General features: G+C 70.9%; 15 protein-coding genes, 1 tRNA gene and 2 pseudogenes. 6 read left to right on the top strand and 12 right to left on the bottom strand.

All coding sequences use genetic code 11. From position 1 onward, the window contains the following. Positions 1–70 precede the first annotated feature (70 nt). The 5 genes from K7C20_RS31190 to K7C20_RS31170 all read right to left on the bottom strand — a co-directional run bounded on the left by K7C20_RS31190 (position 71) and on the right by K7C20_RS31170 (position 4,847). The gene (locus tag K7C20_RS31190) at positions 71–1,306 is read right to left on the bottom strand and encodes a cytochrome P450 family protein (protein ID WP_030078843.1); all 1,236 of its coding nucleotides are present in this window, start codon (positions 1,304–1,306) and stop codon (positions 71–73) included. Between the two features lie 158 nt (positions 1,307–1,464). After that, positions 1,465–2,685: an MAB_1171c family putative transporter gene (locus K7C20_RS31185; protein WP_030078846.1), complete on the bottom strand. Its 1,221-nt coding sequence runs from the start codon at positions 2,683–2,685 to the stop codon at positions 1,465–1,467. Then, complete coding sequence (locus tag K7C20_RS31180; protein WP_030078848.1) at positions 2,678–3,364, bottom strand: hypothetical protein; 687 nt, start codon at positions 3,362–3,364, stop codon at positions 2,678–2,680. Before K7C20_RS31180 ends, K7C20_RS31185 begins: the two co-directional genes overlap by 8 nt. A gap of 4 nt (positions 3,365–3,368) precedes the next feature. Further along, positions 3,369–3,854 carry a helix-turn-helix domain-containing protein gene (locus K7C20_RS31175; protein WP_030078850.1) on the bottom strand — a complete coding sequence of 162 codons (486 nt, stop codon included), beginning with the start codon at positions 3,852–3,854 and terminating at the stop codon, positions 3,369–3,371. Positions 3,855–4,100: 246 nt separating this feature from the next. Further along, positions 4,101–4,847 carry an AraC family transcriptional regulator gene (locus tag K7C20_RS31170; RefSeq protein ID WP_030078852.1) on the bottom strand — a complete coding sequence of 249 codons (747 nt, stop codon included), beginning with the start codon at positions 4,845–4,847 and terminating at the stop codon, positions 4,101–4,103. A 53-nt stretch (positions 4,848–4,900) separates the two neighbouring features. Between K7C20_RS31170 and K7C20_RS31165 the strand changes: the two genes are divergently transcribed. Then, a complete protein-coding gene (locus K7C20_RS31165) occupies positions 4,901–6,163 on the top strand; it encodes an MFS transporter (protein ID WP_245171542.1) in 1,263 nt (420 codons plus the stop codon). Positions 6,164–6,272: 109 nt separating this feature from the next. Next, the gene (locus K7C20_RS39090) at positions 6,273–6,398 is read left to right on the top strand and encodes a hypothetical protein (protein ID WP_280922016.1); all 126 of its coding nucleotides are present in this window, start codon (positions 6,273–6,275) and stop codon (positions 6,396–6,398) included. Positions 6,399–6,486: 88 nt separating this feature from the next. Here the strand turns inward: K7C20_RS39090 and K7C20_RS38555 are convergent. The 6 genes and pseudogenes from K7C20_RS38555 to K7C20_RS31140 all read right to left on the bottom strand — a co-directional run. Further along, a pseudogene (locus K7C20_RS38555) lies at positions 6,487–7,698 on the bottom strand (DUF2075 domain-containing protein); the annotation flags it as partial. Between the two features lie 1,338 nt (positions 7,699–9,036). Next, positions 9,037–11,175: pseudogene (locus K7C20_RS39085) on the bottom strand (SAV_2336 N-terminal domain-related protein); the annotation flags it as partial. Between the two features lie 49 nt (positions 11,176–11,224). Beyond that, positions 11,225–12,154 carry an AAA family ATPase gene (locus tag K7C20_RS31155; protein WP_053209694.1) on the bottom strand — a complete coding sequence of 310 codons (930 nt, stop codon included), beginning with the start codon at positions 12,152–12,154 and terminating at the stop codon, positions 11,225–11,227. After that, positions 12,151–14,223 (bottom strand): vWA-MoxR associated conflict system protein, encoded by a 2,073-nt coding sequence (locus K7C20_RS31150; protein ID WP_030078860.1) that lies wholly within the window; start codon positions 14,221–14,223, stop codon positions 12,151–12,153. Before K7C20_RS31150 ends, K7C20_RS31155 begins: the two co-directional genes overlap by 4 nt. Further along, positions 14,220–15,182, bottom strand: a complete 963-nt coding sequence (locus tag K7C20_RS31145; RefSeq protein WP_030078862.1) for a glycosyltransferase family protein — start codon at positions 15,180–15,182, stop codon at positions 14,220–14,222. Before K7C20_RS31145 ends, K7C20_RS31150 begins: the two co-directional genes overlap by 4 nt. A 446-nt stretch (positions 15,183–15,628) precedes the next feature. Continuing rightward, a tRNA-Pro gene (locus K7C20_RS31140) sits at positions 15,629–15,702 on the bottom strand. 164 nt (positions 15,703–15,866) lie between these two features. On the opposite strand from K7C20_RS31140, the gene K7C20_RS31135 reads away from it, so the two are divergent. The 3 genes from K7C20_RS31135 to K7C20_RS31125 all read left to right on the top strand — a co-directional run bounded on the left by K7C20_RS31135 (position 15,867) and on the right by K7C20_RS31125 (position 17,971). After that, complete coding sequence (locus tag K7C20_RS31135; protein ID WP_030078864.1) at positions 15,867–16,160, top strand: YiaA/YiaB family inner membrane protein; 294 nt, start codon at positions 15,867–15,869, stop codon at positions 16,158–16,160. Between the two features lie 83 nt (positions 16,161–16,243). Continuing rightward, complete coding sequence (locus K7C20_RS31130) at positions 16,244–17,011, top strand: transketolase (protein ID WP_078953404.1); 768 nt, start codon at positions 16,244–16,246, stop codon at positions 17,009–17,011. 51 nt (positions 17,012–17,062) lie between these two features. Next, positions 17,063–17,971, top strand: coding sequence for a transketolase family protein (locus K7C20_RS31125; RefSeq protein WP_030078869.1), 909 nt, complete (start codon positions 17,063–17,065; stop codon positions 17,969–17,971). A gap of 40 nt (positions 17,972–18,011) precedes the next feature. On the opposite strand, the gene K7C20_RS31120 is transcribed toward K7C20_RS31125, so the two are convergent. Further along, a complete protein-coding gene (locus K7C20_RS31120) occupies positions 18,012–18,935 on the bottom strand; it encodes an alpha/beta fold hydrolase (protein WP_053209693.1) in 924 nt (307 codons plus the stop codon). 184 nt (positions 18,936–19,119) lie between these two features. On the opposite strand from K7C20_RS31120, the gene K7C20_RS31115 reads away from it, so the two are divergent. Then, positions 19,120–22,344, top strand: coding sequence for an amidohydrolase family protein (locus K7C20_RS31115; RefSeq protein WP_078953403.1), 3,225 nt, complete (start codon positions 19,120–19,122; stop codon positions 22,342–22,344). Positions 22,345–22,581: the final 237 nt, after the last annotated feature.

Genomic DNA, 22,581 nt, shown 5'->3' with positions numbered 1-22,581 from the left:
GGGCGGGTCTCAGGAACCTTTCTACCGCATGAGCGAACGGTTATGCCTCAAAAACTTGTTCGTTTGCCGCTTACCAAGCGACGGGGAGCGAAATCAGGCCACGCGATCGCAGCGTCCTGCGGTGCCGCAAATCACCACGCGGGACGTCCAGTCGCAGCCCCGGGAAGCGGCCGAGGAGCGCGTCGAGCGCGATGACGGCCTCCATACGGGCCAGCGAGGCGCCGAGGCAGTAGTGGATGCCGTGGCCCAGCGCCAGGTGCCCTGAGAGGTCCCTGGCGCGGTCGAAAGTGTCCGGATCGGAGAAGCGCGCCGGATCGCGGTTCGCGGACGCTATCGACAGCAGCACGCTCTCCCCGGCCGCGATCCGTACGCCGCCGATCTCCAGGTCCTCCTTGGGGAAGCGACGGATCGACACCGGGGACGGGCCGTCGAAGCGGAGGAACTCCTCCACGGCCGCCGGCAGTTCGGCCGGATTCTGCTGCACCTGGCGGAGCTGGTCGGGACGGTCGAGCAGGCCGAGCACGGCGTTGCCGATGAGGTGAACGGAGTTCTCGTATCCGGCGAAGAGGAGGAGGAAGGCGAGCGAGGTCAGTTCGTCCTCGGTGAGCCGCTCGCCGCCCGCCCCGTCGCCCTCGCCACCGGCCTGGTCGTCGCGTACCGCGATCAGGTCCGAGAGCAGATCGTCGCCCGGCTCCGCACGCTTGGCCGCGATCAGGCCGGTGTAGAACTCCAGCATCGCCCCGATCGCCTCCTTCATCAGCTCCGGCCGGCTCGGATCCGGGGTGATGAGCGCGTTCGACCAGGCCAGGAAGTCGCGGCGGTCGCTGTGCGGGATGCCGAGCAGATCGTAGATCACGGTCATCGGCAGCGGCCCCGCGTACGCAGTCATCAGATCCGCACGGCCCCGCCCCGCCATCGCGTCCAGCAGCTCGTCGGCGGTCTTCCTTACAGGCGCCCGCAGCGTCTCGACCCGGCCCGGGGTGAAGGCCTTGACCACCAGGCGGCGGATGCGTGTGTGGTCCGGTGGATCCATGTTCAGCAGATTGGCGTCCAGCGCGGGCGGCAGCGCGAAGCCGCGGTAGCCGCCGGGCGCGGCATGTTTCTTGTCCAGGGAGAGCCGCGGGTCGGCGAGGGCGCGACGGACGTCGTCGTAGCGGGTGACGAGCCAGGCGGGGTGCCCGTCGGCGCCGGTGATCCGGTGCACCGGACCGGCCTCGCGCAGCGCGGCGCAGGCGGCGTACGGGTCGTCGAGGAGGGGCGTCACGTCGATGGGGGCGTCGGAGCCGGTATCGGCGGTGTTCTGCATGATCCCGACTTTAGGGGGCGCCTCCCGCGGCCCCGGCCAAGTCCCGTCCGGCACCGGCCGTCTGACGACAGCGGCACCGGTCCCCCGGGACCGGTGCCGCCTTTCAGGTCGGGCGGCCCGGACCCCCGTGCCGGGCCACCCCGTCTTTGTGTGGTGCCTCAGCCGCGCGCCATCGAGCTGCGCTGGCGCAGCTCGGTGAGCACGGTCTCGATCAACGGTGAGTGGTAGACGTCCGCCACCAGCGCCAAGTGTTCGTACTCCGCGGCGAGTTCGGCCGGCGCGGTGCCGCTGGAGACCACCACGCTGTCGGCGCCGTGGACAGGGACATGACCCACCGCACGGTTTTCCAGGCCGCGGCGGAGCGCGGCGGCCTCCGCGACGGCCGCCAGCTGCCGGTCGTCGAGGGCGACCGCGCGGGCCCGCTCACGGGCGATGTCGACGGCGTCGGACTCGACATGGCGGCGGATGCCGCGCTGGACGTCCCGGATCTCGGCCATCTGCCGGTTGGCCCGCCACTCCAGATCGGCGAACGGCCACCGTACGGCCCATGCCGAGGCTTCCATCGTGACCTCCGGGGAGCGGGCGGTGACGGTCCGCCAGAGCGGGGAGAGACGGCGGAGCCGGCGCCAGGCGGCGACCCGGGGGCCGGCCGCCGGCAGCGCGAAGCCGGCGAGGACCATGAGCGCCGCGACCGAGGCGCTCATCGGCGCCACGCCGTTGGAGAGCCACAGCGCCGGGTGGCCCGTCCAGGACAGGACGAAGCCGATGACCTTGCAGGCGCAGTAGCCTAGGCCGAGCCAGCACCCCGCGGCCAGCAGCCGCAGACCGCGCGCCAGATACGTCGTGCCGAGCCGGGCGGCGAGCCGCGGGCACAGCGTCCCCAGGGCCGCCGAACTCATGCCGAAAATGGCCAAATACAGCACCAGGAAGAGCATGACTCCGGGCGAGTCGGTGTAGGCGGTACTGAAGTCGCGGGGGTGCTCGACGGCATCCGGTCTGCCGACCACGAACCCGGTGATCGCCACGGCCCACAGCGCGGCCACTCCCCCGACGGCGACGCGCGCCCTGGCCCGCGCGCGGGCCCGTGCGGCCGCGCCCTCGCCCGCCGTCCAGCGCAGCAGCAACACCAGCGCACCCGCGGCGAACACCACGACGGAGGAGTAGAGGAAGACCATGGCGAGGTTGGCCACGCCGGTCAGCCGGTCGAAGGCGCGGTAGATGCTCGGCGCGGAGAAGAGGAAGACCGTGGCCACGCCGCCGGTCATCACACAGGCCAGCCCAAGGTCCGCATTGCTGCGGTCGCGGAACCAGGCGACGGACTTGTACCCGACGATCGCCCAGGCGGCGACGCCGAACGACAGATAGATGATGTCAAACACGCGGGCTCCCGTCCTCCGCGGCGGCCGCACCGTCCCCGTCGGAACCGTGGTCGCCGGACGTCGTCTCCTGCCGGCGCCGGAGGTGCTGGAGCGCGGGCCCGAGCGTCGCCGCCAGCTCGGCCGCCTGTCCCTCCAGGGGGAGTTCACGCTCTGCCGCGGACGGCGCCACCCGCTCCATCAGCAGCGTGCCGAGCACTTCGGTCTCCCGCTCGGCGAGGTTGTCATAGCCGTGGTGCCGGGCGAAGCCCATGGTCAGGCCCATGCGCCGCATGGCCGTGGCGACATCGACCGAGGGCGTCCACAGCTTCAGGGCGTCCTCGGTGACCGCCGGGTCCTGGCCGTGCCCCAGCAGGAGATGGCTCAGTTCGTGCAGCACGATGTGGGCCTGGTGCCAGGGTGAGGTCTTGAGCTCGTAGAAGACCCAGTAGCCGTCGTCGGTGACGGCCGTCATCCCCGAGACCACTCCGCCCAGGCTCATCGGCACCAGATGGACGGGCCGCGCCACACGTGCGGCGACGATGTCGCACATCCCGCGCAGATCGGTTGCGGCGGGCAGCGCCAGCTCCTTGATGAGCCGCTTGCACCGCCTGCGTATCTGCCCCACTCGCATGCTCGTCCCGTCCTCGTGTCCGGCCCGCTGCCAGGAAGCGAAAATCTGGCCGCGCTCAGCGGTCCGCATCAGGTCACTCACTCCGGTCACCGCCCGGCTCCGGCGGGTCGGCCGGCAGATTCATCTGCTGCCGGAACTGGGAGATGATCGTCGTCAGACTGTCCTGCACCTCCGGCGGCAGCCCGACGGAGCGCAGCGCGATGGCACGCACCCGCTGGTCCCGCATGGCGGCGAGGAAGCGGACCTCTTCCTCCACCCGCTCGGCCTGCGGCTGCGAGAGGTCCCCCAGCAGATAACCACCCGGTACGGCAAAGAACTTGGCCAGCGCGCGCAGCAGTTCCGGGCTGGGATTCGTACGCCTGCCGTTGCGCAGCATCGACAGATACTGCTCGGTGACCTTGACCCCGCCGTACTCCTCGTCCCCGGCGCTGATCTCGTCGGCCACAGAGGCGTTGGTGTACGGCGCCCCGGGCGGATGCATGTTCGCGAAGAGATGGTTGAGCCGCTCCGCGAGCGTGCTGCCCGTCCCCTCGGACCGGCCGTCGCCCCCCACGCCCATGCCCACCGTCCCCCATCGATCGACCCCAACGAACAGTTAAGGCCCCTGAATCGCCGCCCTCATCCTGTCACGGAGGGAACACGGTGCACCAGTCCACTTACGGACAGTAGGGATCACCCGGCTTAACCAGGAGTTGAGTGACGAGGTCCGTCGGGCCGTGCGTGCTCTCCCCGGGCGGCTCCGGGGTGCGCGACGCGGACGTGGCCCGCCGTTCCGCGGGGAGCGGCGTCACGGCCACCCGCACCGCTACCCGCGGCGGTTGTGGGCGCCGGGGGTGTATCCGTAGGCGCGGCGGAAGACGTCGATGAAGGCGCTGGTGGAGGACCATCCGCAGCGGTGGGCGACGGTGGTGACGGGAGTGCCGTCGGCCAGCATCTTCAGGGCGTGGTAGAGGCGCAGTTGGGTGCGCCACTGGGGGAAGGTCATACCGAGTTCGGAGCGAAAGAGGCGGCTGAGGGTGCGCTCCCCGGTATGTGTGTGGGCGCCGAGCTCGGCGAGGGTGCGGGGGTCGGCGGGGTTGTCGTGCAGGAGGGCGCAGGCGGCGGCCAGGCGCGGATCGGTGGGCGCGGGCAGCTGCACGGGCTGTTGAGGCGAGGCGCGGAGCTGGTCGAGCAGGACCGCGCGCAGGCGGTGGCGTTCGGGGCTGTCGTCGGCGGGGTCGCGGGTGTAGGCGAGGATCAGCTCGCGCAGGAGGGAACTGACGGCCAGGACGGTGGGCGCGTCCAGCCGCAGGGGGTTGTCGCCGACGGGCAGCCCGAGGGTGTGCAGGTCGAGGTGGCCGTAAGCGCGGTGGGCGTGGACGGTTCCGGCGGGGACCCAGATGGCGCGGGTACCGGGGGCGAACCACGTTCCGGCATCGGTGGTGACGGCCAGAACACCGGAGCCCGCATAGACGATCTGGTGGTTGTCATGACGGTGGGCCTCGATGCGTTCGCCGGCCGCCAGGGCCAGCGTGTGGGTCGGCGCGGCAGGGGTGTGGCGGATATTCGGCATACCTTGGCACTTTATCGGAAGCGAGACATCCGGCAGGCCTTGACGATCGAGGGGTGTCAACCAACCAGCCCCCAGCTCCGTCCACCGGAAAATCCATCAGGCTGCTGTCCCTGGGACACGCCTGCGTGGACATCTACCAGGGCGCCGTGGCCGCCCTCGTGCCGTTCTTCCTCACCGAGCGGGCCTATACCTACGCCGCGGCCTCCGGCATCGTGCTCGCCGCGTCCCTGCTCTCCTCGGTGGCGCAGCCGCTGTTCGGCGCACTCACCGATAGATGGCCCATGCCCTGGCTGCTGCCGGTGAGCACCCTGGCGGGAGGCGTCGGCGTCGCGCTCAGCGGCCTCAGCGGTTCCTATGCGCTGACCCTGGCCGTCGTCGCCGTCTCCGGGATCGGAGTGGCCGCCTACCACCCCGAGGCCGCCCGGATCGCCCGGATCGCAAGCCGCGGCAGCCACAACGCCATGGGCCTGTTCTCCCTCGGCGGCAACATCGGCTTCGCGGCCGCCCCGCTGATGGTCTCCGCCGTCATCGCCACCGGCGGCCTGCGCGCCTCCCCGCTGCTGGTCGTCCCGGCCCTGGCCGGCGCCGCCCTGTGTGGGGCCGCGCTGCGGACCGTCAACGGCACCGTCACGGCCGCAGCCACCGCGTCGGCCGCGGCCCGTCGGGCGGGCAAGGACGACTGGCGGGCCTTCCTCACGATGTCCGGAGCCATCGTGTGCCGCTCGATCGTCTTCGTCGGGCTGAGCGCCTTCATCTCCCTGTACGCCCGCCAGCGCACCGGAGGCGGCGACGTCGCGGGCACCGCGGCCCTGTTCGTGCTCTACCTGGGCGGCGCGGTCGGCACCGTCGCCGGAGGACGGCTCGCCACCCGCTACGGCCGTATCGCGGTGGTGCGCTGGTCCTACGCCCTGACCCTTCCCGCCGTCGCCGGCACGGTCCTGGTCCCCGGCCCGCTCCTGTACCTGTTCACCGCCCTGACCTCGGCCGGCCTGTACGTGCCCTTCTCCCTGCACGTGACCCTCGGCCAGGACTATCTGCCCCGCCACGTCGGCACCGCCGGCGGCGTCACCCTGGGCCTGACCGTCAGCGTCGGCGGCCTCGCGAGCCCCCTCATCGGCGCCGCCGCCGACGCCACCTCCCTCCAGACCGCACTCACCCCGCTCATCGCCTTCCCCGCCCTGGGATGGCTGCTGCTGCGCACCCTGCACGAACCCGAGATGCCCGAAACCATGACGGCCCCGCCCCCGCCCCCCAACACGCCATTGCACCCACCTCAAACCCTTGAGCCGAACAGGCCCGGCCGCCACTTCCCCTAGCCGAAGTTGAGCCGACGGTGCCGGAACCCGTGAACGTCAAGCCCTCGGAGCTGCGACCGCCGCGCACGCCGCCGACCCTCTCGTGGCCAAGCCGGCGGTTCTGCGGGACATGACGAACGACCGCACGGCATACGCGGTCTCCGCGGAGACCGCGGTCGACTCCGCACAGCACATGGTGCTGCGGGTGAACCTGCCCTGCCATCTCCCGCCCGGCGCCGCACAACAGCAGTTGTGAGCGGCCGTGCCGGCACGTGGGGAGGCAAGAGGCCGGGGTGCCCGAGCATCCAAAGACGAATCAGGGGCCAGGACATCAGAGAAGGCGATCACCTGTGGTGGGCCTCTTGCGCAGGCCGCGGCGTCCCGGCCCCGCCCGCCAACTCATGCAGTTTCGCGCGCGTCTCGGCATCCGTCGAGTAGATGACTGTGCCGACCATGCCGCGCGTCAACAGCACCTTGTACCTGTTCCGAATGAACCGGTCCACTTCCGCGTCCGCCGTGGCCCTGGTGAACACCGGGTCCTTCGAAGCCCTACGGTCCGTGACCCACTTTTCGCCACGCCACACCAGATCAGGACCGATGATCACGCCGCCCCAGTCATACTCGAAACCCTGTGCCGCATACACAGTGCCCACCTGGCCGAAGCCCGCCGGGTCGGTCGCCCACAGCGCTCCCGGCGGAGCACCGGCCACCCTACGGTCCCCGGAGACATTCCAGGGGCGCGCCCACTCGCCGATCCGCACGTCGAGCGGGAGCAAATCCCCGGACTCGATCGTTGTTGTCCACCTCCAGCAGAACCCGGCGGTCATCCGGGCTGCGTATCCCTGAGCACGGCAACCCTCCAGGTACGCCTCCAGCTCCCACGGCGAATCCGCCACGGCCAGCTGCATCTTGCCGTCCGGCTCCCACTCCACGGGCCCGTCGCCCTCCAGCCCGAGCAGCCGTGCCACCCACCGCAGGTATGCCTCGCTGCTGCCGCAGCGGAACTGGCCGTCCAGCGACACCATCCGGGACTTCAGCCCCTTGGCCGCCGCAGCCGCCCTGATGTTCTCGACTGTCCCTACCTCGCCCGGCCGGACGAGTTGGTGCTCATCGAGCAGGAAGACCGGGACCCTTGCTGCGTCGATCAGCTCGTCGATCTGCCTCTTGCCGGTCCGCTGCGAAGCCGGGGTAAAGCGAGTTACGGAACTCTCGCGGATCCCATGCGCCTCGTCGCAGATGAGTACATCCAGGCCGTTGCTCTCGGCGGACGCGAAGCCGTTGAAGTACCTGAAGAGGTTTCGGACTTCCCGTTTGTGGGCGCCGGCCACCGTGCGCATCGTCGTGGTCACAGCACGGGACCCGGTCGCATGCAGCACCGGGATTCCCTGCCGATAGAGGTCACCGAGCAAGGAGAGCGCGATCACGCTCTTCCCTGACCCCGGGCCACCGGTGACCACGACCACTTCCTTGCCATCCGCGCGTCGCGCCTGACGGACCGCGTCGCGCACCGACTCGTACGCCACTCGCTGCTCGTCCAGCAGCACGAACTGTTCCCGGGGGGTACCGCCCCCCTGGCTCAATGCAGCAATGGCATGGCCAAGTACGGGCCGGCGGCGGCCTGTTGGACCGTTCGCGTCGGTCAGGTCACGACCTTCCCGGGCAGCGTCGCGTGGCTGCACGGCGCTGCTCGCAGCCCGCGTGCTCTCTGCCCTCCGCGGCAGAGTCAAGCCCTGCCGGCCCCGGCTGCCGGTAGCTTGGGACAACCGCAGGGAATTCTCGCGGCTCTCGGCTGCCCGCTGGTGGTCCCCGAGGTCGTGCCACGCCTTGCCGATCAGGTGGTGCAGGCGGGCGGCCATCGATGACGCGCCCAGTTCTTGGCACATCACGAGGGCGCGCTCGGCCGTGCCGATCGCATCGTTGACTGACCGGGCCTCCAGTTGAAGCAGCGCGAGGCTGTGGAGTGCCGAAGCCTCCGCGAAGAGGTCTGATTCTTCCCGGGCAATGGAGCGAGCCCGTGAGAAGTGCTCCATCGCGGAATCCGCTGCACCTCGTTGCTGGGCGAGGTCCCCCCGCAGCTGCTCGACGAGGCCCAGGGTCGCGTGGTCCGGCAACACGTCATACGGCGCGTCTGCCAACTCCCGCTCCGCCTCGTCCAAAAGCCCGGCGGCGAAGTGACTGTGGGCGAGAGCCACGCGGGCGCGGGCCAGGCTCAATGTCGCGTATGCCGCGGTGGCCGACTCGATGACGGCTCGGGTCGCTTCGCGGTACTGCGACGCGTGCTGAGGAGATCCGGCAAGGTCCCTGAGAAGCAGAAGCACGCCGGCCCGGGTGATGTTGTCCTGAGGATGCCCGTGCTCTGACGCCAGCTCGAACAGCAGATTCGGGGACTGCTCCAGGAGCCCTTCCATGTCCGTGCCGGGCGGTCCGACGGACTCGGATGCGCTCAGCCCCAGCCGCTGGGCGAGCCGGTCACCCGGGCGGGCAGCAGCATAGGCACTCACGGCGGCCCTGCTGTAGTGGTCGAGGAGCCGTGCCATGGCGTCCGACCGCACTTGTGCCGTGGCCTGCACACGTGCGAAGCGACGCACCGCGTCATGAAATCCAAAGTGGCTCCGACCCACATCCGGGTGCTCCAGCAGACCACGCCTGACCAGCACCTCCACCGATCCGACGGCCGCGTCGGCGCTGGTGCCCAGGAGCGCCGTGATCTCCTGGATGGTGAGGTATCCGGCATCGGGCTGGGCGAGAAGGAGCAGGTCCGAGTGGAGGCCGGGCTCCAAACGGCTGAAACAGAGTTGGAGGACGGTGTCCAACGCCGAGATCTCCGGGTCCTTGCCTCGCAATCGCAGCGCTATCCGGTTCCCCGGAGGCGTGTCTCCCAGAGCGATCCACTTGGCGATCAGGGCAATGGGGAGCGGCCATCCGTCACAGCCTCGGACCAGCTCCAGAGCCTCGTCGGGCGCGAGGAGGGTCCCCGCTCTCCCTGCCACGTACCGCAGCAGTTCCACCCCGTCGGCGTCATCCAGCGGGCCCAATTGCAGCGCATGGGTCTGGACGCGCGTCAGTGCATTCCTGCTGGTGATGAGCACTGCACAGCCATCAGAATCCGGCAACAACGGACGGACTTGGTGTGCGTCGTGGGCGTTGTCCAAAAGAATCAGCAAACGTCGGCCGGCGACGGTGGCACGGTAGAGCTCCGACCGCTCGCCCCCGCTCGCCGGAATGGATTCCGGCGGAACGCCCAGCGCCCGCAGGAAGCCTGCCAGCACGGACGATGGTGCAAGCGGCCGGGCACTGGCCCCCCGCAGATCCACGAAGAGCCGGCCGTCCGGAAAGTGCTCCGCCAGCGCGTGGGCGGTATGCACCGCCAACGTGGTTTTCCCTGCCCCTGCTTGCCCGCCACGTGCCGCCACCGACACCACGGGTGAGCCCGGCGACGTGAGGAACCGCACCAGTTCCCTGTGCGACCGCTCCCGCCCCACCAAGAGAGGGACAGCCGCGGGGAGTTGCGCGGGAACGCCCCTCCCTGCCTCAGCCGGCTGAAGCGTCGAGGCCTCGTTCGCAGCCAGCCCCAGCAATTCCAGCGTCCTGCGGGACGCCTGCCCGAACGCCTGACGCTCCGCCAGCAGCTCGGCCGTGCTCTCCGGGGCATACGCCACCGAGGGCAGCTGCCCCCCTCCGTCCCCCCGCGAGGACACATGGCGGCTGATCGCTCTGTTGATCCGCCACAGCTCGTGCTCCGCCAGTTCGTGCCGCAGCCGACCCTGTACGGCCTCGGCCAAGTCCAGCTCGACCGTGCCTCCCGCGTCGGTACCGAGCGAGAAGAGTCCGCTGGTGAGGAGTTCGGCGACATCGGCTGTCGTGGCTTCCGGCACCAGCTCCTGGCGGATGAGACGCAACAGGCGCATGCCGAGCCGGTCGAAGGCCGAGCACAGCACAGCGAGTCGCGCAGCAGCGGGCGTGGCCGTCCTGAGGAAGGCCTCGACGCGTGCGTCGGCTCCCGAGGAACGGGAAGGCCGCCGCAACCGGCCACTGGTCCGCCCGCTCGGCGGAACCAGCACAGCGCCACACCCTTCCGGCGCCGCCCGCATCACCGCGCGTGACCAGCGGTCCAGAGAGTGGGGGGACAGCGACAGCACGGGAATCGGATACCACTCGCCACCCACGCTTTCCCGATCAACCGGCAGCAACGGCGGTGTGTCGAACGTCAGATTCGAGTTCCCCGAGCCGGGCGAACGGGGAAAAACCCGTACCGTCGGCAGATCCAGGCCGGTCCTGCGCCAGAGCTTCGTCGGCAGCGGATTCAGCAGCGCGACCGGCGTCGTCACGGACCACTCCCGTAGCTGCCGCCAGACCGCAGGCCCGCGCCACCCCGGAGCGGCACAATCGGACACGACGACTACCAGACGACGACCACCCGGCGCCCGCAACTCTCCGGGCCCCGTCAGCCTGCCCTGCGGATCCCGCAGTTCCAGGCCGCGGTCCACAGTGAGATCGCGCACCTGAAGTGTACGGAACGCCCCCAGCCGATCCAGTACAGCCGTGAAGTCGGCAATGGTCTCCTGCCACACCTGCATCGCGGGGGAACGGTCCACGATGAGCACCAGATCGAACCACCGCTCCGGGGCCGCGGTGAACGCAGGGATGAGCTCTCCGCTGCGCGCATAGCCTTCCACGGTGGCTTCGATGTCCAGCGCATGTCGGCGGCCCTGACGCCACGGTCGCTTCCACGGCCGCAGTGCTCGGGTCACCTCCAGAGACAGCGGAAGACCCGCGGCCCGGGGCACAGCCACCGCATCACCCCGAATCCGCGAGGCTCCCCCCGCCAGGCGCTCGTGCAGCGCACGCGTGCCGGTCTCCGCCCTGGTCTCAGCAGGCGGCGACGCGGTCTCCGCCGCAGGCTGGGGAGCAGGCTCAGGTGTGGCCGGCGGCTCCGGTGGCACGAGCGGTGCTTCGGACGCCTCACCGGTCCGGTCGTCGCTCGCCATCCTCGAGGCGAGCCACAGCGCCTCTGCCAACGCGGTGCCATCCATCTCCGGGACCGCGGCCTTCAGGGCGGCCACCGCTCGCTCCAGCAGCTCCTCAGGCACGGGACAGCTCGCGCAGCACGAGGTCCATGACCTCCCGCTCGTCCTCTCCGGCAGGGGCTCCGCCGCCGGTCAGCAGATGAACGGCGTTGAGCAACTGGTCGATCGCCAGGCTCTCCCCTGCCGAGATCCGGTCAACGAAACCAGCAATCAACGCATCGATCTCGCCGGAGCCATCGTTGGCAGTCCGCAGATGCGAGTCGACGATCCGGCGCAGCGCGTCGATCGTCGGCTTCGGCATCGTGTAGCGGATGCAACGCCGCAGAAAGGCGGCCGGAAAGTCCCGTTCACCATTGCTGGTCATCACGATGAACGGGAACACGTCGCACTGCACCCGACCGCGGGTCACCGGACGTCGCTCGTCGCCGTTCCATTGGCGCACGTGGACGGTCTCGCTCTTGTACCGGGCGAGTTCGGGAATCTCGAACTCGCCACGTTCCAACACATCGAGCAGGTCGCTCGGCAGATCCAGATCGCTCTTGTCGATCTCGTCGATCAGCAACGCACGGGGACGCTCCGTCGGCAGCAGCGCCGTCCCCAGCGGTCCCATCTGCAGGAACGGCGCGATGTCGTCGCCCCCCGTGGGCCCGTCCAGCCGCTGCGCATGGATGCGGCCCAGGGCGTCGTACCGGTACAGCGCCTCGGTCAGCGTGCTGCGGGAGGTGATGTGCCAGCGAAGCACGTCACCCAGTTTCAACTCGGCCGCAACCTGCTCGATCACCGTGGACTTTCCAGAGCCCGCCGAGCCGGTCACCAGCAGCGGCCGACGCAGCGCCAGCGCGGCGTTGACCGCCTTGATCAGACCCGGCGGCGGCTCGAATTCCTTGTGCAGGGTCTGACGGGGGAAACTGCGCCACGGCGGTGGTTTTCCGAGATCGACATCACGAGGAACACCGTCCCCTTGGTAGTAGGGCTGCCAGGTCATGCGAAGTTCTCCCCATCCATTGCGCACTGCTCGAACCAGTCGCAGAAGTCGAGCCATTCCGGGTCGTGCCATACCGATCTCAGCTCCGCCAGATGCTCCCGGCCATCGGCCTGTGCCGGTGGCTTCGGTCCCCAGCTGCGCCGGTAGGCCTCACTGAACTCGGTGGGCAGCAAATGCCAGAACCTGTCCAGGCTGTTGCGGTACCTGTCCGGCACACCGCGGTCGCCGCCCGGCCACAGGACGATCGGGGCATGCGCCAGCAGTACCTCCATCACCTGTTCGAACCGCGGCGGCCGGTGCCCGAGAGCGACCGCCCGCTGGTACGCACCGTGCCGCAGCCGCTCACTGAGCTCCTGGGTCCGAACGGTCTCGGGCTCGCCGAGCCAGTCCACAGGCGCGCCGGTGCCGCCTTCGCTCATCGCCTCGAGCCTCTCCCGAGCACGATCGTTGATCCACCACAAGCGGTCCGGCGGGCACAGACGCTCGCTCCAGCGCAGTACGACGTCGTGTGCGACTCCCAGCCGCTCCCCAAAATCAATCTCCTCCGGCCGCCACCGCAGCAGCAATGCGGCGGAGGCCGCGATCTCGACCCGTTGCAGTGGGGCGCCCACCTCCTTGGCCCGCCGGGACGCCCACCTCAGCGCTCCGGCCAGTCGCTGTTCGACTCCGGCCTGGTCCGGGGAGCAGTCGAACGACTGGTGCGCATGAACCTCTCCGCGGTCCAGCAGCCACGTCTCCAGTGTCTCGGGCCAGTCGTCGGCGACGGCAGAGTGCAGGCTGACGACCAGGCGCAGCCTCGATCTGGTGTGCTGCTGTCGCTGTGCGTCGAAAGCGTCGCTGAGTTCGACGGCCGCGCGGACGGAGTGCGCCCAGGCGGTGAGCCGCGCATCGTCCCGGGCAAGCTGGTCCTCGGCAGCCAGCGCGGCGACAAACCTTGCCAAGGGAGTTGTGCCCGTCTCCCCGACCCGTGGGGCACGCATTCGCAGGTATTCCACGGCGTCCCGCAACAGCTCGGTGCCGGCAGTGTCGGGCAGCGGTGTGCCGGACCGGCCGCTCCCCACGGCCGTCGCGCGCCGGAGACGTTCGGATGTCAGTGGCCGGCCGGGCCAGGACATGAGCAATTCGATCGTCCGCAGGCAGTCCAGCAGACCGTCCAGGACGCGCAGGGCCCACGATTGCTCCGAGGGGCAGGCGGAAGAGGTAGCACGCAGAGTGCCGCGCAGCCGCTCCAGTACGTCCGGGCCGGTGACGGACCCGGTCAGCAGCTCCGCACCGCCCAGCGGTTGCAGCGCCCGGTCCAGCTCTTCGGTCCCCGTCGGCCCGAGCACCGACCCGCACCGGTCGTGACGCAACGCGTTGCGCGCCAGCCACAGGCGCTCGCCGAACAACGCGCCGTCATACTCCACGAGTCGGGCGTCCTGTCCCGGGGCGGCGGTCCTCACCGCATCGAGGACCGACGAGGGCCGCAGGAACTCTCCTGCCCCGCTGACACCCTGCGTGAGCACCTGCACGAGGCCGCGCGTGAACGCCAGCCCGTGCGCGTCCTGCCTGGCCCCGACAGACATCAGCAAGGACAGCCGCGTCGCGCCCTGTTGCACTCCGGCGTCCACTGCTTTGAGGTCCGGGGTGGCGCCACCGGCACGGCAGGTGTCGACGAGCGCGAGCACGCCGGGAAGACCCGGCGTCTCCAGGACCTCGGTCAACAGCCGGCCGACGTTCACCGCAGTCGCGATCACATCGGCCCGCGAGTCACCCGCCATCAGATAGAGCGTCGGGTTCTGGCCCGGTGTGATGCCATGCCCCAGCAGCGCCAGCACCAGGACCGCTCCCGCTTCCCCCGCCCGCCGCGCGGCGTCGCGGATCGCGGCCTCGATCTGCGCCTGGCAGACGGAAGATCCGCTGAGCACCGCGGACCCGGCAGCGGGGGCGCCGGCACAGGCTCCTGTCCAGTGGTCGGTGAGCAATCCGTACAAGGAGTGTGCCAGGCCCTCCAGCCCCTCGAGCAGACCGAGTTCGGCGCATTGGGGAGCGATGACCAGACAATGGCGGGGAGGAGTCGGCACGGTCATCCGCCCGTTGCTGCCTCGATCGCCTCGACCACTGGACCGGCGACAGCCGGCTGCGCGAGATATTTGGCGGCGGGGTGCACCCACACACCATCCGAGTCGACCCGTGCGCTGACTGGAAGCACGGAGCGGTCGCTGGGACGCACGAACTTCTCCAGCCTCGGCCGCCCGGCGATGAAGTCGTCCCGGTCCCAGAAGTTGAGCCAGCGGTCCACCGAGCCGGGTACCCGGAGCGGTTGCGGACGCATCTTCGGTTGCACCGCCGTACGCATGCCCATCGGCGAACCGAGCGTGACCAGCAGCGGTATACGGCCCTGGAACGTATGCAGGGTCTCCACGGAGACGACAGTGCCGAGTGAGTGGCAAACGACGATCGTGGGCCCGTCGGGGTCGAGCTCCTGCTCTACGCGCCGTCGGATCCGGGCGTCGAGCGTCAGGCCTTCTTCGTCATGCTCCGCGCGGCGTAGATAGCGGGCCACCTGGCGTAGATGGCCGACCATCAGCTCGGCGCTGGCCCAGCCACCCAAGGTCCGCACCCCGGGCAGGGACAGAAGCGTGTTGACCGCGTTGAGGACGTGGCGGCCACCGCCTCCGAGACCCTGAGACTGCCCCTCCGGGGCGAGCTGGGCACGGGCATGACGCAGCAGGCGCACCTCATCGTCCGAACCCGGCTCGTCCAACCGCTCGTCGAGCGCTTCGAGGAGCCACTCGCCCACCAGTCGCGTGTCCTCGTCCGCTCCGGGCGGCAGCGCGGGCGCCCCCTGCGCCGGAGCGCCGCCGAAGAGATCGCCGTAGTACGCGAAGCGGGTGTCGGCCGCCCAGCCCTGCACCAGATCCAGTACCCGGCCGGCATGGCCGGCGGCCCGGGCGCCCTCGGCCAGCGCACGCAGCCACGCGTCCAATTCGGCAGCGGCGTCCCGCGGACCGCCGATGCCGTGCACGAAGACCAGACGCGGCTTCATCAATTCCCCCGGAAAGACACCGCCCAGGGGTTCCGGGCGAACCTCGAGAGTATCAAGTGCCCTGCTGGAGCAGGGTGTCTCAGCGTGTGGGGCTCCATACCATGGACGTCGAGACGATCGCTTGCACGAGTGAGTGCAGGACGCTTCACCGGAACCGCTGGACGCGGCTCCAGCTCCACCCACGCCGCCCGCTGGACTGCCTCGCTCCGCAGTCGAACGGGCTGCTGCTCCAACGGCCGGCCGACGCGTCATCGAGGTTCATGCAGATCGTGCCGCGCGCCTGTCCCCACCGAACCCTCTCGGAGTTGCATGGACATGCCAAGCCCTTCCCTGTGGGCCGCCGGCCGGAAGCGCCCGAGCCTGGGGCCCGTACGAACGCCGGCCAGAACGCGAAAAACGAAAAAGGGCCTCCGCAGGCTATTCACCCACGAAGACCCTTCACACCGTCGGGACGACAGGATTTGAACCTGCGACCCCTTGACCCCCAGTCAAGTGCGCTACCAAGCTGCGCCACGTCCCGGTGCCCGTTTCGGCCGGGAATTCCCGGCTGACCGCGCACGAGAACAATACCGCATGTCAGAGGGTGGGTGCTGCCATATTCCCGCGTCGGCGCGCGTACGGCCGACGGGAGAGATGAGTACCCGTACTCATGCACCGCCGTCACCGCCCCGCCACGCTACGCGCATGACTACTCCATCGATTCAGCGGCCGACGACCACGGCCTTCTTCGTGCAGGCCGCGATCTCCTTCGGGCTGTCGCTGGCGGCGCTGGTGATCGGGATCATCAAGCTGCCGGTGGGGCCCTGGGAGCGCGGTTTTCTCGCCATCGGTCTGGTCTTCGTGGTGTCCTCGGCGTTCACGCTGGCCAAGTGCATCCGTGACCGCCAGGAGGTCGAGGAGGTGACGAACCGGGTGGACAAGGCCCGGATCGACAAGATCCTCATCGAGCAGGACGTCTTCAAGCCGGGGCAGGTCTGATCTCGGCATCCCGGGCCGCGGATCATCCGGTCCGCGGCCCGGCGCTTGACCTCAAGCGCGCTTGAGGTTGCAGGCTCTGTCGTATGACGCACATGACGACGGAACCGACGAGGGGCAAGGCGGCAGGGCCTGCGGCGGGAGGCGCCGCGAAGCGCACGCCGCACACCGGCGGCATCGGGTTCGATGAACTGCCGCATCTGATGAGCCTGATGACGGGCGATGAGAAGCACGGCCCGGCGGCCACCTCCACGCTGGATGCCCTCTGGGTGCTCTACGACCGGGTGCTGCGGGTGTCCCCCGGCACCGCCGAGGACCCCGGCCGGGACCGCTTTCTGCTCTCCAAGGGGCACGGCCCGATGGCCTACTACGCGGTGCTGGCCGCCAAGGGCTTCTTCCCCACCGCATGGCTGCCGGGCTTCGGCGCGTACGACTCCCCGCTCGGCCATCACCCCGACCGGCTGCTGGTGCCCGGCGCGGAGATCGGCAGCGGTTCGCTCGGGCACGGGCTGCCGCTGGCCGTCGGCACCGCCCTCGGGCTGCGGGCGCAGGGCCGGACGGAACCGGCCGTATGGGTGCTGATCGGCGACGCCGAACTGGACGAGGGCAGCAACCACGAGGCGCTGGCCTACGCGGGCGCCGCGGGACTGGACCGGCTGCACACCCTGATCGTCGACAACTCCTCCGCCACCCACGGCTGGCACGGCGGGATCGCCTCCCGCTTCGAGGCCGCAGGATGGTCCGCCGCCACCGTCGACGGCCGCGACCACGAGGCCCTCCACGAGGCCTTCGGTGCGCCGCACCCGGGCCGCCCGCGTGCGGTGGTCGCCCGTGTCGAGCCCAAGGGCGACTGAGCGGCCCGCCCCGTCTGCCCCACCCACCAGGACTTCGAGAGGGTTTCAGTGATGGACACCATGCGTGAGCGGTTCGCCTCGGTCACCTCACGGCTGTTGGAGGAGGACCCGCGGCTGGCGGTCGTACTCGCCGACATCGGTACGGCCGGCTTTGCCGAGGCGGCACGACGGCATCCGGACCGGGTGGTGAATGTCGGCATCCGCGAGCAGTTGCTGATCGGCGTGGGGGGCGGGCTGGCGCTCACCGGGCTCCGCCCGATCCTGCACACCTTCGCCAGCTTCCTCGTGGAGCGCCCCTTCGAGCAGGTGAAGCTGGACTTCGGCCACCAGGACGTGGGCGGGGTGCTGGTCAGTGCCGGTGGCTCCTACGACTGGCCGAGCGGCGGTTTCACCCATATGGCACCCGGCGACATCGCGCTGCTGGACACACTGGACGGCTGGACCGTACATGTCCCCGGGCACCCGGACGAGGCCGAGACGCTGCTGCGGCACGCCGCGTCGGCCGGTGACGACAAGGTGTACGTCCGGCTGTCCGCACAGGCCAACCACGCGCCACGGGCCGTGGACGGGGCCGGTTTCCGGACGCTGCGGGAAGGGCGCGGCGGGGTGGTCGTCGCCGTCGGCCCGATGCTGGATCATGTGCTCGCCGCGACCGAGGGGCTGGAGGTGACCGTCCTCTACGCGACGACCGTGCGGCCCTTCGACGCCGCCGGGCTCCGCGCCGCGGCCGGTGCTGCCGGCAGCGCGGACGTGGTGCTCGTGGAGCCGTATCTGGCGGGGACCTCGACGCGCTTCGCGAACGAGGCGCTGGCGGACCGGCCGCACCGGCTGCTGGGGCTCGGCGTCGACCGCCAGGAGCTGCGCCGGTACGGGCAGCTCGACGAGCACCTGGCGGCGCACGGGCTCGACCCGCGCGGCCTGCGCGAGCGGATCGCCGGGTTCGTGGCGGCACGGCCCTGACGGGGGAGCGTGGCGCTCCCCGCAGAGCGGCGCCGGCGGCTCAGATGTGCTTGTCGAGCCAGGCCAGCAGGTCGTCCTGGACCTCGTCACGGTTGGTCTCGTTGAGGATCTCGTGACGGGCGTCCGGGTAGGCCCGCCAGGTCAGATCGCGGGTGCCCAGGTAGCGGAAGTCCTCCAGCAGTTCGTGGACCAGCGTCATCCGCTGGTGGCAGGGGTCCTGGTCGCCGACGGCGAGGTGGACCGGCAGCCCGCGCGGGATGCGGGCGAGGTTGGCCGGGTCGTTGATCTTGCGGATGGCGCCGACCCAGTCGGCGGCGAGACCGGCGCAGAACGGGAAACCGCAGTCCTCGTCGGCGACGTAGGCGTCCACCTCCGCGGCGTCGCGGGAAAGCCATTCATAGCCGGTGCGGTGGGTGAAGGCGTCGTTGAAGGAGCTGAAGTTGCGCGGGATGAACGCGGAGAGCGCGCTGCGGCCGTGCTCGGCGATCTCCTGGTCCAGCTCGGCGACGGCACCGTCGATGTCCAGGCCGGGCAGGGTGCGGAAGACACCGGTGAGGATGAGTCCGGCGAGGTCGGCGCCGTACTCCTGGGCGTAGTCGCGGGCCAGCATCGCGCCCATGCTGTGGCCGAGCAGCACCAGCGGGACGCCGGGGTGGGCGGCGGCCGCATGGTTGCCGATGCCCTTGAGGTCGCTGACGACCGCCCGCCAGGCGTCCTCGCCGACCACGCCGCGGCCGCCGGTGGAGGCGGCGGTGGCGCCGTGGCCACGGTGGTCGGAGGCGAGGACGGCGTAGCCGTGGCCGGCCAGGAACCGTGCGAAGCGGTCGTAGCGCCGGCCGTGTTCCGCGGCGCCGTGGGCGATCTGCACGAGGGCGCGCGGGTGACCGGACTCCGGGAGCCAGGTGTAGGTGGCGATACGGGCGCCGTCCGGGGCCTGGTGGAAGTCCTGCTGCATGGCCTGCATGGCGTCGTCTCCTGACTGCCGGGGCGGTGGCTGACGAGTCCTCGGCGCCCACTCTTTCGTGTGGGGCGGCGGTGCGCCATGGGGCGCGCGTGGCGCAGATGCCCCTCTCCCCCGCGCGCGGCGTGACAGGATCGGCCGGTTCCTTGCCGACCCTGTGCCGCAACCCCCTTTCGCAGGAGGATCGTTGGACACCACGGACCGTTTCGAGGACCGTTTCGAGGACCGTTTCGAGAACGCCCCCCTTCACCCCACGCCGCTGTCCCGCCGCAGATTCCTCCAGGGCACCGCCTCGGCCGCCGCCGCGGCGGGCCTGGCCGGCGGCACCGCGCCCACCGCCTGGGCGCAGGATGCCGGAGCAAACGGCGCCACCCTGTCCTTCACGGCCGCCACCAATGGCGCGGCCTCCCTCGCCCCGGCCGGTGACCGGCTGGTCGCCGAGGTCCAGAACGTCCTGTGGTCACTGCCGCGGGCCGGCGGCGACGCGGTCGCGCTGACCCCGCCCGACCTGGAGCCCACCCGTCCGGTGTACTCCCCCGACGGCCGCCGCATCGCCGTCTGCGCCTACCGCGGCGGCTCCTTCCATCTGTGGACGCTCGCCGCCGACGGCTCCGGTCTCCGGCAGCTGACCGACGGCCGGTGGGACGACCGCGGCCCCGCCTGGTCCCCCGACGGCACCCGGATCGCCTTCGCCTCGGAACGGGGCGGGGACGCGGTGACCGGCAGCCCGTACCGGATCTGGGTGCTGGAGGTGAAGAGCGGGCGGCTGACCCGGACGACCGGGCTGCCCGGTCAGGACGGCCCGCATCAGGACGCCGCCTGGGAGGACTTCGACCCCTGCTGGTCGCCGGACGGCTCGCGGATCGTGTTCGTCCGGGGACAGGTGGCAGGCGCGGCGCTGGTCTCCCGTACGGTCGCCTCGGTGCCGGCCGACGGGCGGGGCACGGTGCGCACCGAGCACACCGAGACGGCAGCCGCACAGGTGATGGTGCCGGCGCTGTCCCCTACGGGGCGGCTCGCCTATCTGCGGACCACGGACTACCCGGGCCCCACCTGCACGCTGGTGGTGGACGGTACACGGGTCGCGGTGGACGGCGATGTGGAGCCGGTGCCGCCACGCTGGGTCTCGCGGGACGAGCTGCTGCTGACGGTCGGCGGACAGTTCCGGATCGTCCGGGCCGACGCTCCGCAGCGCGCCGAGACCATCCCGTTCACCGCGCGGCTGCCGCTGGACCGGCCCCGCTACCGCGTCAAGGACTACGGTTTCGAGCGGACGGCGGCGGGGCCGGTGCGCGGAGTGCATCTGCCCGCGCTCTCTCCCGACGGCCGCAAGGTCGCCTTCGCCGCCCTCAACTCCTTGTGGATCGCGCCCACTTCGGGCGGCGAAGCCCCGCGCAGGATCGTCCGGGCCGATGCCACCCGTTATGTTCTCGGGCCCAGCTGGACCCGCGACGGGCGGGCGCTGCTCTATGCGGACGACCGGGACGGGCTGTTCGCGGTGCGCCGCCGGGATATCGCCTCCGGGGAGGAGACGGTGCTGGCCACCGGCGGCCGGGTGCAGCCCGCGCTGTCGCCGGACGGCGGACGGCTGGCCGCCCTGGACATGTCCGGCAATCTGGTCGTACGGACGCTGGCCGACGGCGAGGAGAAGGTGCTGGCCGCACCGCTGGGCGCCGGTGGACTGCCCGGCCGTCCCAGCTGGTCGCCGGACGGGCGCTACCTGGCGTACTGCGACCGCAATCGCCTCAACCGCCGATTCCGCGAGGGCTACAACGTCATCCGGATCGTCGACACCGAGACCGGAAAGGACCGGCTGCACCCGGTCGCCGAGCACGTCTCGATCGCCGACCGCTATGACTCGGGGCCCGTGTGGTCGCCGGACGGGCGCCGGCTGGCGCTGATCGTCGAGTCCGCGCTGTGGGTGCTGCCGGTGCGGCCCGACGGCACACCGGACGGGGCGCCGCGGCAGCTGACCGACGAGAGCGCCGACCATCCCTCGTGGTCCGGGGACTCCGGCACGCTCCTGTACCTCTCGGCCGGCAAGCTGCCGCTGATCGGGGCGTCCGGCGGCGCGGCACGGACCGTCCCGCTGACCCTCGAACGGCGCCCCTCGCGCGCCCGGGACATCGTCGTCCATGCGGGCCGCTTCTGGGACGGCACCGGCGACGAGGTGCGGGAGGACGTCGATGTGGTGGTGCGGGACGGGCGGATCACCGCCGTGGAACCGCACCGCGCGGCCCGCTCGGGCGCGGCCCGGCGGGTCGACGCCTCCGGGCGGACCGTGCTGCCCGGTCTGTGGGACGCACACACTCACCCGTGGCAGACGACCTACGGCGGGCGGCAGACCGCGCTCCAGCTCGCGTACGGCATCACCACCGCGGTCTCCTGCGGCGGCTTCTCCTACGAACAGGCCCGTATCCGGGAGGCCGTGGCGGCCGGTGCGCTCGCCGGGCCGCGCCTGCTGACCTGCGGAGAGCTGCTGGACGGCGGACGGGTCGCCTACAGCATGGGGCGGGCCCACCGCACCCGCGCGGGGCTGCGCCGCTCGCTGGAGCGCGGCGCCGCCCTGGACTGGGACTTCGTCAAGACCTATGTACGGGCACCGGGCTGGGTGATGGAGGAGGCCGCCCGCTTCGCCCACCAGCGGCTCGGGGTCCGGGCCGGGAGCCATCTGCTCACCCCGGGAGTCCAGCTCGGCCAGGACCTGACGACCCATCTGCAGGCCACGCAGCGGATGGAGTTCGGCCATGCCGTTTCCAGCTCCGGTCACGCCTACCAGGACGTCGAAGAGGTCTACACGGCCACCGACTTCCATCTCCTCGCCACTCCGTTCTCGTCGACCGCACTGCTCGGTGACGATCCGGCGCTGGCCGCCGATGTCCGGGTGGCCCGGCTGATGCCGCCCTGGGACACCGCGGTCGTACGGGAGAACGCCGGCCATCGCCCCACCCCGGCACAGCTGGCCGACATCCGGACCGAAGTCGGCGTGTACCGGCGGGTGCTGGACGGCGGCGGCCTGGTCGCGCTGGGCACGGACCAGCCACTGGTGCCGGTGGGGCTGGGCCTGCACCTGGGACTGCGGGCGCTGCACCGCGGCGGCCTCAGTGTGAGCCGGACGCTGCGCACCGCGACCGCGCTGCCCGCCCGGGTGTTCGGTGCGGAACGGGACCTGGGGACGCTGGAGGTCGGCAAGCTCGGGGATATGACGCTGGTGGACGGAGATCCGTTCGAGGACTTCGACTCGCTGGTGCGGACCTCGGCGGTACTGCGCGGCGGACGCCTCTTCGAGCAGCGGGAGCTGACCGGGTCCTTCCCGGCGCCCGCCACCCGCTCGCTGCGGGCGGCCGGTACCGACTGGCTGGAGGTGGGCCGGCAGCAGCGCCGTGAGTCCTGCTGCGACCTCTCGCACTGACGCGCGGCGCCCCGCCCGGCCGGGGCGGGAGGCGTGGGGTGGCGCGGTTCCGGGGCCTTCGGAGCCGCGCCACAGGCATCGCCGAACCGGGGGTGGTGCGCATATGCTCCGCGCTTCAACTCTTCACTTAAATGCACCCAGTTGATGTTTTATGCGCCCCGGAGTAGGTATGCCAACGGAGTATTGCACGGGGTAAGCGAAAGATCACTTTCCGGAACGTTCGCTGCGGACGGCACC

Source organism: Streptomyces decoyicus (genome assembly GCF_019880305.1).
Classification (GTDB): domain Bacteria; phylum Actinomycetota; class Actinomycetes; order Streptomycetales; family Streptomycetaceae; genus Streptomyces; species Streptomyces decoyicus.
This window is presented reverse-complemented; position numbering and strand designations above follow the sequence as displayed.